Annotated in this window: 8 protein-coding genes and 2 pseudogenes; 6 read left to right on the top strand and 4 right to left on the bottom strand. The window is 65.7% G+C overall.

Going from position 1 to position 12,076, the window contains the following annotated elements; all coding sequences use genetic code 11:
- Positions 1-141: 141 nt before the first annotated feature.
- From rmuC to ACPPVW_RS01035, 3 genes are all read right to left on the bottom strand, one after another.
- Positions 142-1,575: a DNA recombination protein RmuC gene (rmuC, locus tag ACPPVW_RS01045; RefSeq protein ID WP_426624712.1), complete on the bottom strand. Its 1,434-nt coding sequence runs from the start codon at positions 1,573-1,575 to the stop codon at positions 142-144.
- A 93-nt stretch (positions 1,576-1,668) separates the two neighbouring features.
- Positions 1,669-3,108 carry a sugar porter family MFS transporter gene (locus ACPPVW_RS01040; protein ID WP_426624711.1) on the bottom strand — a complete coding sequence of 480 codons (1,440 nt, stop codon included), beginning with the start codon at positions 3,106-3,108 and terminating at the stop codon, positions 1,669-1,671.
- Between the two features lie 173 nt (positions 3,109-3,281).
- Positions 3,282-3,863 carry an exonuclease domain-containing protein gene (locus ACPPVW_RS01035; RefSeq protein WP_426624710.1) on the bottom strand — a complete coding sequence of 194 codons (582 nt, stop codon included), beginning with the start codon at positions 3,861-3,863 and terminating at the stop codon, positions 3,282-3,284.
- A gap of 84 nt (positions 3,864-3,947) precedes the next feature.
- Between ACPPVW_RS01035 and ACPPVW_RS01030 the strand changes: the two genes are divergently transcribed.
- From ACPPVW_RS01030 to ACPPVW_RS01010, 5 genes and pseudogenes are all read left to right on the top strand, one after another.
- Positions 3,948-4,715, top strand: a complete 768-nt coding sequence (locus tag ACPPVW_RS01030) for a class I SAM-dependent methyltransferase (protein ID WP_426624709.1) — start codon at positions 3,948-3,950, stop codon at positions 4,713-4,715.
- Between the two features lie 11 nt (positions 4,716-4,726).
- Complete coding sequence (gene ychF / locus ACPPVW_RS01025) at positions 4,727-5,797, top strand: redox-regulated ATPase YchF (RefSeq protein WP_426624708.1); 1,071 nt, start codon at positions 4,727-4,729, stop codon at positions 5,795-5,797.
- 913 nt (positions 5,798-6,710) lie between these two features.
- A pseudogene (locus ACPPVW_RS01020) lies at positions 6,711-6,998 on the top strand (helix-turn-helix domain-containing protein); the annotation flags it as partial.
- Between the two features lie 110 nt (positions 6,999-7,108).
- Positions 7,109-8,353, top strand: a complete 1,245-nt coding sequence (locus ACPPVW_RS01015; protein WP_426624464.1) for an IS256 family transposase — start codon at positions 7,109-7,111, stop codon at positions 8,351-8,353.
- Positions 8,334-9,104 (top strand): annotated as a pseudogene (locus tag ACPPVW_RS01010) (IS481 family transposase); the annotation flags it as partial. The gene ACPPVW_RS01015 and the pseudogene ACPPVW_RS01010, both read left to right, overlap by 20 nt.
- Positions 9,105-9,458: 354 nt before the next feature.
- Here the strand turns inward: ACPPVW_RS01010 and ACPPVW_RS01005 are convergent.
- A complete protein-coding gene (locus ACPPVW_RS01005) occupies positions 9,459-10,703 on the bottom strand; it encodes an IS256 family transposase (protein ID WP_426624464.1) in 1,245 nt (414 codons plus the stop codon).
- A gap of 125 nt (positions 10,704-10,828) precedes the next feature.
- Between ACPPVW_RS01005 and ACPPVW_RS01000 the strand changes: the two genes are divergently transcribed.
- Complete coding sequence (locus ACPPVW_RS01000) at positions 10,829-12,010, top strand: hypothetical protein (protein ID WP_426624707.1); 1,182 nt, start codon at positions 10,829-10,831, stop codon at positions 12,008-12,010.
- The last annotated feature ends 66 nt before the right edge of the window (positions 12,011-12,076 follow it).

The following is a 12,076-nucleotide window of genomic DNA, read 5'->3' as shown; positions in this document are numbered from 1 at the left end:
CGTTCGGCGCGAATGTGGCGCAGCGTGCGGTGTTGGTAAAGTTCGGCGCGAATGTGGCGCTAGCGTGCGGTGTTCGCAACGTTCGGCGCGAATGTGCCAGCGCGTGGTGTCGCGGCGTTCGGCGCGAATGTGGCGCCAACGTCAGGCCGCGCCTGATGCCGCATCGCTCGCAGCGGCTCGCTGCTTCTCCTCCAGGGCCAGCTTGTCGATGCCGTGCATGTCGCGCGCGTCGTCGGTGGGGACCTCCACCCGAACTCGCGCCTCTGCCTGTGCCTCCAACTCGTTCACGAGTTCGAACGCGGTGAGCTCGCGCGGCGCCTCCTCGATGCCTTCGAGTGCGCCGATGACCTTGGACTCGTCGAGCGCGCCGAGCTTGCGGGCCGCTGGGAAGACCTGGCGTTCGAACGAGCCGACGAACCCGTTGTAGTCCTTGACGGTGCGTTCGATCGAGCGGCCGAGCTTCTCGATGTGCCCGGCTGTCGTGCTGAGCCGGGTGTAGAGCGTGCGGCTGAGGTCGAACAGCTGCTTGGCCTCCTGGGTCAGGACGTCTTGCTGCCAGCTGAACGCGACCGTCTTCAGCACCGACCACAGGGTCACCGGCGACGCGAGCGCGACGCGCTTGCCGAAGGCGAACTCCATGATCGACGGATCGGCCTCCATCGCCGAGGAGACCAGCGATTCGCTCGGGATGAACGCGATCACCAGCTCGGGGGAGGACTCCAGGCCCGTCCAGTACGCCTTGCTGCCCAGCGTCGTGATGTGATCGCGGACCGCCTTGACGTGCTGTTTCAGGAGCGCTTCGCGCTGCGCCCCCTCGGCGCCGGTCGCCGTGGCGGGGATCTGGCTTGCCTCGAGGTAGGCGTTGAACGGCACCTTCGCGTCGAGCGCGATGCTCTTGCCGCCGGGGAGCCGGATGATCATGTCCGGGCGGCCCGCGCCCGACTCCGAGTGGATGCTGGACTGCACGTCGAAGTCGACCCGCTCGATCAGGCCGGCGGCCTCCACGACGCTCCGGAGCTGGGTCTCGCCCCACACTCCGCGGGTGCTGTTGGAGCGCAGGGCCGACGCCAGCGACTCGGCGGTGCTGCGCAGTCGCTCCTCGGACTCGGCGGCCGAGCGGAGCTGCTGGGTGAGCTGGCCGTGCTGCTGGTGGCGCTGGGTCTCGAGCTCGACGACCTTGCGCTGCATGTCGGTGAGGCTTTCTCGGACGGGCGCCAACGCCTGCAGCACCTTGCTCTCGGCGCGCTCGCGCTCGTTCTGGGCCAGCGACTCGGCCCGATGCCGCTCCTCCGTCTCGCGCAGCTGCTCCTGAAGACCGCGCAACTGTTCCTGCAGCGCGTCGACGCGCGTGTCGGCGGCTGCGAGCTCGGCTCGCAGCTCCGACTGGACCGCCACCTCCGCGGCGCGGACCTCGACGAGCTCCTTCTCGTGCCGGGCGGCGACGATCGCGGGGCTCTCGGCCGGCTGGGCGGCCGCCTCCCGACCGCGCAGCAGCCTCATGACGGCGAATCCCGCTGCTGCGGCGCCGACGACGAGGCCCACGAGGAGGCCGAGAAGGAGAGCGAGCGTGTCCATGGCCTCAGTGTGGCAGGGGCCGCCGACACCGGCCGCGAACGTCGGCGGGCGGGGCGGGAAATCGTCCCGACCCGCCCGCCGCCGACCTGCGCTTCAGCGGGTGAACCGTACCTTCAGCTCCTCTTCGAGAGACTCCAAGCTGCGTCCTCGGGTCTCGGGCAGGGAGCGGGCGACGAAGACCACGGCGCCCACGCCGACCGCGGCGAAGAGGAAGAAGGTCGGCGAGATGCCCAGCCCGTCCACCAGCTGGGGAAAGAGGAAGCCGACCAGGAAGTTGGTCAGCCAGAGGACGAGGGCCGCCAGGCCGAAGGCCGCTCCTCGGATGCGGGCCGGGAAGATCTCGGCGAGCATCAGCCACGTCACCGGGGAGACGGCGCCCTGCTGGAAGGCCAGGAACGTCACCGTCAGCGAGAGCACCACGAAGGGCAGCGCGGGAGACCCCTCCAGCAGAGCGGAGGCGCCGCCGACCAACAGGAGGGAGGTGGTCGTGCCGATCAGCCCGACGATCAGCAGCGGGCGCCGGCCGACCCGGCCGAGGAGGGCGATTCCGACGAACGTCGCGAGCACAGAGATCACGCCGTTGGCGATCTGCCCGATGAGCGCCCCCTGCTGGTCGAACCCGGAACGCTGCAGGATCTGGACGCCGTAGTACATGATCGAGTTGACGCCGGTCAGCTGCTGCACCATTGCGATCCCGAGCCCGATGACGAACACGCGCCGGATCCACGGCACCGCGAGCTCGCGCAGCAGTGGCGTGCGCACGGCCCGCTCGTCGTGGTGGCGGATCTCCGCGGCCTCCCGTTCGGCCTGCTCTTCGGCACGGATGCGGCGCAGCACCGCGATGCCCTCGGCGAAACGGCCGTGCAGGATGAGCCAGCGGGGGCTCTCCGGCACAACGAGCATCCCGAAGAACAGCACGACGGCGGGCAGCGACGCGACGACCAGCATCCACCGCCAGACGCCCGCGTGATCGGGGATCACCGCGGCGAGCACGGCGTTCACGACGAACGCGGCCAGCTGACCGGAGACGATCATGAGCTCGTTCTGGGTCACGATGCGTCCGCGGCGCGCGGCGGGGGAGAGCTCGGCCAGGTACAACGGCACGACCACGGAGGCTCCGCCCACGGCGAGGCCGAGCACGAACCGGGCGGCGATCATCACGCCGATCGTCGGGGCGAACGCGCAGGCGAGGGCCGCGATGAAGAAGATGACGGCCAGGCCGGCGATGAGTCGGCGGCGACCGCGGCGGTCGGCTATGCGGCCTCCCATGAACGAGCCGAGTGCGGCGCCGATCAGCAGCGAGGAGACGACGGTCCCCTCCTCGAGCGGGGTCAGCGCCCGCTGATCGAACTGCATGAACGGCAGTGCGCCGCTGATCACGCCGGTGTCGTAGCCGAAGAGGAGGCCGCCGAAGGTGGCCAGCACAGCGATCCGGCGCAAGAACCGGCGCGCGCCCGGATCGTCGGGATGCGGCGGTTCGGCGCCCGCTGCGGATAGTGCCGCCGTCGTTCGGGGATCTGGGGATGCGGTCATGAGCGCTCCTTCGCGTCTTGTTGCTATGTCTGGACATTAGAACCAGACGGACGAAGTTGCAACGCTTGTATTCCTGAGGCTTAGACGCCGGAACAGCCGGCCATCGAGTTGGCAGGACACGCCGTCCACGCAGCGCCGCACGCGGCGTGTTCTGCCAACTCGATGCAGGAGGCCTACGCGGCCGCGGGGACGCCGATGCGGCCGATGCGGGCGCCCGTCAGCGCCGAGAGGTCGTCGATCGTCGCGGCCTCGTGCCGACGGGCGGCGTGCACCACGATCGCCGCGCAGGCCTCGGCGTCGGCGAGGGCGTCGTGGTGGCGGAAGTCCTCGAAGCCCGCCGCCATGGCCGCGACCGGGAGGCGGTACGACTCCAGGTGGTAGGTGCGGCGGGCGACCTGGAGGCTGCACAAGTAGCGGTACTCGGGGCAGGACACGAAGGTGGCGGCGCAGGCCGCGCGGATCACACCCATGTCGAAGCCGGCGTTGTGCGCGACGAGGTGGTCGTCCTCGGCGAACTCCACGAGATCGGCCAGCTGGTCGACCCAGCCCGCTGCATCGGCGACGTCCTCCGGCTGGATCCCGTGGATCCGGACGTTCCACTCCTGGAACAGATCGTGCCCGAGCGGCGGCCGGATGAACCAGCTCGCCCGGTCGACGACCCGCCCGTCGCGCACCTTCACCAGCCCGACCGAACACGCGGACGCCGCAGAGGAGTTCGCGGTCTCGAAGTCGATGGCGGTGAAGTCCAGTGGCACGCCTGAATGCTGACATGGCCCACCGACGTCGGCCGTGCGCAGCGCCGGGCACGCCCGAATCCGCCTGGCGGGTAGGGTCGCGGTATGCGGGAGAGGCGAGGGCGGGAGGCGCACGCGCGGTCGTTCGACCGGGCGGCGGAGGTCTACGAGGCGGCGCGGCCGGGTTACCCGGCGGACGCCGTAGCCTGGCTCACCGACGGTGCGGAGGGTCCGGCCGTCGACCTGGGCGCCGGCACCGGCAAGCTGACGCGTGCTCTTGTCGGCCACGGTCTGGAGGTCGTGGCTGTCGACCCGTCCCCGCAGATGCTCGCGGTGCTCGCCGAGCGCGTGCCGGAGGCCGACGCCCGGCTCGGGAGCGGCGAGAGCCTCCCGCTGCCCGACGGGAGCGCCGGGCTCGTCGTCGCCGCACAGGCGTGGCACTGGGTCGACCCCGTGGTCGCCGTGCCGGAGGTCGCTCGCGTGCTTCGTCCGGGCGGGCGGATCGGGCTGGTCTGGAACGACCGCGACGAGAGCGTCGAGTGGGTGCGCGAGCTGGGCGAGCTGATGGGTTCGGGGGAGGCGGTGGTCGGCGAAGACGAAGACCCGGTGGTCGGGCCTCCCTTCGGTGCGCTGGAGCGCCTCGACGTGCACTGGGTGCAGGCGCTCACGCTCGACGGGCTGCTGGATCTTGCGCGCTCGCGCAGCTACTTCATCACCAAGGACCCCGGCGCGCAGGCGGCGGTCATCGGCTCCCTGCGCCGCCTCCACGCCGAGCACCCCGACCTGGCCGACGCCGAGACCATCGAGCTCCCGTACGTGACCCGCTGCTACCGGGCGACCTGGGCGGCTGAAGCAAGCCGCGGCCGCCCGTAGAATGGACGACCGTGGCTCTCACTATCGGTATCGTCGGACTCCCGAACGTCGGCAAGTCGACCCTCTTCAACGCGCTGACCAAGAACGACGCCCTGGCGGCGAACTACCCGTTCGCGACCATCGAGCCGAACGTCGGCGTCGTGAGCCTGCCCGACCCACGGCTCGAGAAGCTCGCCGAGCTGTTCGGCAGCGAGCGCATCCTCCCGGCTCCGGTGTCGTTCCTCGACATCGCCGGCATCGTCAGGGGCGCGAGCGAGGGCGAAGGCCTCGGCAACAAATTCCTCGCGAACATCCGGGAGGCCGACGCGATCGCACAGGTCGTCCGCGGCTTCTCCGACCCCGACGTCGTGCACGTCGCCGGCAAGGTCGACGCGGCCAGCGACATGGAGACGATCAACACCGAGCTCATCCTCGCCGACCTGCAGACCCTCGAGAAGGCGGAGCAGCGCTACGAGAAGGAGGTCAGGGGCCGCAAGCTGGAGCCCGTCGTGCTGGAGACGGCCCGCGAAGCGATCGCGTACCTGAACTCGGGCAAGCCGCTCTCGACCTCCGGGATAGACCTGGAGCCGATCCGCGAGCTGGGCCTGCTCACCGCGAAGCCCTTCATCTACGTGTTCAACGTGGACGAGGACGTGCTGACCGACGACGCCCGCCGCGCGTCGCTCGCGGCTCTGGTGGCTCCCGCTCAGGCGGTGTTCCTGGATGCCAAGCTGGAGTCCGAGCTGATCGATCTCGACGCGGCCGACGCGGCCGAGCTCCTGGCCTCCACCGGCCAGACGGAGAGCGGCCTGGACCAGCTCGCCCGCATCGGCTTCGACACCCTCGGCCTCCAGACCTACCTCACAGCCGGCCCGAAGGAGTCGCGCGCCTGGACCATCCACAAGGGCTGGAAGGCCCCGCAGGCGGCCGGCGTCATCCACACCGACTTCGAGAAGGGCTTCATCAAGGCCGAAGTCATCTCCTTCGACGACCTCGTCGACGCCGGTTCGGTGCACGAGGCACGCGCCAAGGGTAAGGCGCGCATGGAGGGGAAGGAGTATGTGATGCAGGACGGGGATGTGGTGGAGTTCCGTCACAGTTAGGCATTGGCCGAGACGAGTGTGACGTTCCTGCGCCGAAGAACGGTTCGGGCGTTCGCGCCATGCCATTCCGGTCACGCGAAAGCCGTGCTCGGCAGGTAACCGAGAATTTGCCCGCATGCCGTGACTTCACCCTGATGCACCTGGCTCTCGCAGAATTTCGCGACAGGTGGATTCCCAACCTGTCGAGTGGTGTGTTTCAGATCGGTGTGAGCTGTCCGGAAATTGTGGACGGGGTACTCCTCACCCCCGCTGAAGTTCTCGCCGGCCTCGACGGGACGTCAGCGGGTTAGCGAGATGGAAGGCGGAATGATGTGGATTTCCGCTTCCCAAGTACGTGCACTGCCAAGGCTGACTGACCCTTTCTAAACAACGAGAAGCGCGATGACATTGCTCAAGATCGTTGTTATCGCTAGGATTTCGCCAATCGAACTCCGGGAGGCGCGATGTCCGGCAGTAGCGCAGAAATCGCTAACGCCGTCATCCGCGGTGAGGCAATTCTCCTGACAGGTGCTGGGTTTTCCCGCGGACTAACAGATTCCTTCGGCGATTCTCTTCCCATTGGAACTGAGCTTGCCGAAAGCATCTGGCCGATTGCTTTCGGCGACGCTCCATTCGAGCCAGATACCCCACTGAGCCTCGTGTACGCCGCTTGCATGGTGAAGTCCGCCACTCTCCTCCGAGACCAACTAGGACGCCACTTCGAGGTCGATAGATCGCTAATCCCAGAACGCTATCGGGCGTGGTTTTCGCTTCCGTGGCATCGCGTCTACACCCTTAACATTGATGACAGCGACGAAGCTCTCGTTGAGCAGCTAGCTGTAGTTCCCCGACACGTTGTGAACGGTTGAGGTGAGCGAAGACCTCCGTGGAGGATGTGGGTTACCACACTCACATCTAGCCAACGGAGGTCTTCGTGACTCACGCTAATGCACCGTTGACGCCGGAAGGGCGTCGACGGCTGGTCGAGCTGGTTCTGGAGCGCGGGTGGTCATTGCGGCGGGTGGCGGAACGGTTCCAGTGCTCGCCCGCGACGGCGAAACGGTGGGTCGATCGGGCACGCGCAGGCTTGCCGATGACCGACCGACCCTCCCGCCCGCACTCGTCCCCGAATCGGTGTCCGGCCCGGTTGGAGCGCCGGATCGTGGCGTTGCGGTTCAGGTGGCGGTGGGGTCCGCATCGGATCAGCTACGGTCGCGTCCCGGGTGGTGGTGTAGTTTCCCGGTTCTGGGCGTCGCGCTGTCGACGTGGAGAGCCATCGTGGGATGGTCAGTGAGAACCGATCAAAGTTACTCACGAAGGACACAAACCACGATGGCTCTAGACCAGTCTGCCCTGCTTGATCTGCTTGCTCAACTGAAGCTGACCGATGTTACCGACCGGGTCCGTTCCGCGACTGAGGCTCTCTACCAGGAACTGATCGACGCGGAAGCGACCGCGTTCATCGGTGCGGGCCCGTTCGAGCGCTCTGCCGAACGCACCACCCAGCGCAATGGCACGAGGCCGCGGACGTTGACCACGACCGCTGGGGATCTGGATTTGAAGATCCCGAAGCTGCGTCAGGGAACGTTCTTCCCGGCGCTGTTGGAGCGGCGCCGTCGGGTTGATCAGGCATTGTTCGCGGTCGTGATGGAGGCGTATCTGCATGGGGTGTCGACCCGTAAGGTCGATGATCTCGTCAAAGCGCTCGGCGCGGACAGCGGCATCTCCAAGTCGGAAGTGTCGCGGATCTGCGCCGGCTTGGACGCGGAAGTCGCCACCTTCCGTGACCGAGACCTTGCAAGCCTGCAGTTCCCGTATGTGTTCCTCGACGCCACCTACTGCAAAGCCCGCGTGAACCACCGCATCGTCTCCCAAGCCGTCGTCGTCGCCGTCGGTGTTGCCGCGGACGGGCGCCGAGAGGTCCTCGGCTTCGATGTCGGCGACAGCGAGAACGAAGGCTTCTGGGCGGCGTTCCTGCGTTCGTTGAAGGCCCGCGGCCTTTCCGGGGTGCACCTGGTCATCTCGGATGCGCACACGGGACTGAAGAAGGCAATCGGCACTGTCTTCCAGGGCGCATCGTGGCAGCGCTGCCGGGTGCACTTCATGCGTAACGTGCTCTCGATCGTGCCCAAGGGCTCGCAGGACATGGTGGCCTCGATCATTCGCACGATCTTCGCCCAACCCAACGCCGAGCACGTGTTCACCCAGTTCGATGAGGTGACCCGCATGCTCACCCGCTCCCACCCGAAGGTCGCCGCCATGCTCGAGGATGCCAAGGACAACGTTCTCGCGTTCACGGGGTTCCCGCAGAGGCATTGGCGACAGATCTGGTCCACGAACCCGTTAGAACGGGTGAACAAGGAAATCAAACGACGCACCGACGTCGTCGGCGTGTTCCCCACCCCCGCCGCCCTGCTGCGCCTGGCCGGGTCGGTTCTGATCGAACAACACGATGAATGGGAAGCCAGCGACCGCCGCTACTTCTCCGAAGCCTCCATGCTCGAGCTGAAGACCATGAACACACCCACCGACACGATCGAGGAGGTGAAACCCCTGCCCGAACTCACCGCCGCCTAAACTAGAACAACTGACCCACACGGTGGTCGAGAAACTCCACCACACAACGGGACGTGACCTCAGCTACCACCTCGGTGTTCCCCGTTCCACCGTGGGCAGGGTGCTGGCCCGGTATCGGATGCCGCTACTGCACCACCTCGATCAAGCGACCGGGCTCCCTATCCGCAAACCGAGGGCTGTCCGTTATGAGCACGCTCGCCCCGGCCAGCTGGTCCATGTCGATATCAAGAAGCTCGGCCGCATCCCCGATGGTGGTGGCCACCGAGTCCTGGGGCGGGCAGCAGCACCGTCCCGGCACCGCGGCCGCGGCTATGCGTTCCTGCATCACGCTATCGATGACCACTCCAGGCTGGCCTACTCGGAGATCCTGAACGATGAGCGCAAAGAGACCGCCGCCGGATTCTGGCTGCGCGCCAACGCGTTCTTCACCGCCGCTGGGATCACCGTCACCGCGGTCATGACCGACAACGGTGCGTGCTACCGGTCGAAACTGTTCGCCGACGCTCTCGGCACGAGAGTCAAGCACCGGCGCACGCGCCCCTACCGGCCGCAGACCAACGGGAAAGTCGAACGGTTCAACCGCACCCTGGCCACCGAGTGGGCCTACGCGCACGCCTACCTCAGCGACGAAGCCAGAGCCGCAACCTACGACACCTGGCTCCATCACTACAATCACCACAGACCCCACACCGGAATCGGCGGCCTCGTCCCCTCAGCCCGCGTTCACAACCTCACGGGGAACTACAGCTAGTCGCGGTTGCACAGACGAGATACACGCGCCGGGCTCCAGAAGCGTTGGAGGACGTGTCATCTCGCGTACGCGACGCCAGCAAGGGCAGCCCGGATTATTTGCTAGGTTTGGCGCCAGCTTGGTCGGACGTCGTGGACGGGTACGCCGCGAAATTCGAGTTTGACGCCAAAATGGCGAGTGCTATCGATCGGCTCACCGCCGGAACGGTCACCGTTATCGGAAGTGCGGGGTCGGGAAAGACCACTTCGCTTATGCGGTCCGCCGCTTCTCTCTCGGCTGACGGCAACTCCGTGCTGGTCACGTCCCGTTGTGTGGTGGAGTTTCTCGACCACCGTGTGGGTCAGTTGTTCTAGTTTAGGCGGCGGTGAGTTCGGGCAGGGGTTTCACCTCCTCGATCGTGTCGGTGGGTGTGTTCATGGTCTTCAGCTCGAGCATGGAGGCTTCGGAGAAGTAGCGGCGGTCGCTGGCTTCCCATTCATCGTGTTGTTCGATCAGAACCGACCCGGCCAGGCGCAGCAGGGCGGCGGGGGTGGGGAACACGCCGACGACGTCGGTGCGTCGTTTGATTTCCTTGTTCACCCGTTCTAACGGGTTCGTGGACCAGATCTGTCGCCAATGCCTCTGCGGGAACCCCGTGAACGCGAGAACGTTGTCCTTGGCATCCTCGAGCATGGCGGCGACCTTCGGGTGGGAGCGGGTGAGCATGCGGGTCACCTCATCGAACTGGGTGAACACGTGCTCGGCGTTGGGTTGGGCGAAGATCGTGCGAATGATCGAGGCCACCATGTCCTGCGAGCCCTTGGGCACGATCGAGAGCACGTTACGCATGAAGTGCACCCGGCAGCGCTGCCACGATGCGCCCTGGAAGACAGTGCCGATTGCCTTCTTCAGTCCCGTGTGCGCATCCGAGATGACCAGGTGCACCCCGGAAAGGCCGCGGGCCTTCAACGAACGCAGGAACGCCGCCCAGAAGCCTTCGTTCTCGCTGTCGCCGACATCGAAGCCGAGGACCTCTCGGCGCCCGTCCGCGGCAACACCGACGGCGACGACGACGGCTTGGGAGACGATGCGGTGGTTCACGCGGGCTTTGCAGTAGGTGGCGTCGAGGAACACATACGGGAACTGCAGGCTTGCAAGGTCTCGGTCACGGAAGGTGGCGACTTCCGCGTCCAAGCCGGCGCAGATCCGCGACACTTCCGACTTGGAGATGCCGCTGTCCGCGCCGAGCGCTTTGACGAGATCATCGACCTTACGGGTCGACACCCCATGCAGATACGCCTCCATCACGACCGCGAACAATGCCTGATCAACCCGACGGCGCCGCTCCAACAGCGCCGGGAAGAACGTTCCCTGACGCAGCTTCGGGATCTTCAAATCCAGATCCCCAGCGGTCGTGGTCAACGTCCGCGGCCTCGTGCCATTGCGCTGGGTGGTGCGTTCGGCAGAGCGCTCGAACGGGCCCGCACCGATGAACGCGGTCGCTTCCGCGTCGATCAGTTCCTGGTAGAGAGCCTCAGTCGCGGAACGGACCCGGTCGGTAACATCGGTCAGCTTCAGTTGAGCAAGCAGATCAAGCAGGGCAGACTGGTCTAGAGCCATCGTGGTTTGTGTCCTTCGTGAGTAACTTTGATCGGTTCTCACTGACCATCCCACGATGGCTCTCCACGTCGACAGCGCGACGCCCAGAACCGGGAAACTACACCACCACCCGGGACGCGACCTCCGTGCTTTGGTTGGGTCGGGAAACCGAGGCTCCTATTGGCGATATCAGACGCGAAGTGCGAGAACGAAAGCCGGACTTTGTTTTCATCGACGACATCGACAGATTCGGCAATGACTCCGCGACCCTGCTTCGCGGACTCCAGAATGAAACGGACGCGCTAGTCGTCGTGGTGGGGTGCCGCAGCGGCCGCTACTTTCAATTGAAGTACGAGAACACGATAAGCAGCGATGTTCATCTCGAACAGGATCGATTGTCCAATGAGGATGCAGATTCGCTCCTCGGTCAGCTCGCACGCGGCAATCGTCTGGGCGCACTTGTGGCGTTGAGCCACGACGAGCGTGTGCGAAAGATACGTGAGCGCGATGATCGTCAACTTCTCGTAACGCTGATCGAGGCCACCTCCGGCGAGCGGTTCCACGACAAGGTCGCTGGTGAGTGCAGATCACTCAGCGGCGCCGATCTCGACATATACGGCGTGGTTTGCACATCGGCTTGGGCAGACAATAAGCCGCTGTCGCGGCAGGACATCCTGTTTGCTTCCTCGCGGTCTTATCCGCCGAACGAGGGTATGGCGGCACTTCAGCGGCTGGAACATTCCCATCTGCTCGTTGCAGAGAAGTCGGGCTACCGAGCCCGTCATCGGGTCGTCGCTGAGTCCGCGATGGACCATTTCCGCTCGGAAGGCCAGCTAGAACTCTGGCTAGTGGACCTCATTTTCCTTGTCGCATCGCACCACCAGCCTGCTAATGTGCGCCGCACGCGATATGGACGCCTGCTCATCAGGCTGGTGAATCACGAGAATCTCAAGAAGCTCGTGGGTGATACGTCGGCGGTTCAACGTATCTATGGAACCGTCGAGGAATGGCTATCCCGGGACCCACACTTCTGGCTTCAACGCGGCAGCTTCGAAACGACGTACGGGGATCTGAGCTCGGCGGAGAATTTCCTGCGCCAAGCTCGAGCACTTTCTCCGGATGACGTTTGGGTGGACACCGCTTGGTCGATGCTCCTTATGAAAAAGGCGCTGCGAGTGCCGACGGCACCAGATGCATCGGTGTATGCAGCGGAGGCGTTCGAGATTGCAATTCCGATCATGAAGGACACCAGCAAGAACGCGCCCCACACGTTCGCGGTATATCTCAAATACGGTCTTCAGTGGCTTAGAGGTCGCGCCGGTAGGTGATGGTGTGGCGTTGCGTTGAGGTGGGCACGAGGCCTGTTAACCACGGTTGTGTGAATAACTCGTTGG

This window comes from Leifsonia sp. McL0607 (assembly GCF_049993355.1).
In the GTDB taxonomy this organism is placed as follows: domain Bacteria; phylum Actinomycetota; class Actinomycetes; order Actinomycetales; family Microbacteriaceae; genus Leifsonia.
This window is presented reverse-complemented; position numbering and strand designations above follow the sequence as displayed.

Coding starts and splice junctions, on each gene's coding strand:
- rmuC (WP_426624712.1), bottom strand. CDS start 1,575: ATGGACACGCTCGCTCTCCTTCTCGGCCTCCTCGTGGGCCTCGTCGTC.
- ACPPVW_RS01040 (WP_426624711.1), bottom strand. CDS start 3,108: ATGACCGCATCCCCAGATCCCCGAACGACGGCGGCACTATCCGCAGCG.
- ACPPVW_RS01030 (WP_426624709.1), top strand. CDS start 3,948: ATGCGGGAGAGGCGAGGGCGGGAGGCGCACGCGCGGTCGTTCGACCGG.
- ACPPVW_RS01015 (WP_426624464.1), top strand. CDS start 7,109: ATGGCTCTAGACCAGTCTGCCCTGCTTGATCTGCTTGCTCAACTGAAG.
- ACPPVW_RS01005 (WP_426624464.1), bottom strand. CDS start 10,703: ATGGCTCTAGACCAGTCTGCCCTGCTTGATCTGCTTGCTCAACTGAAG.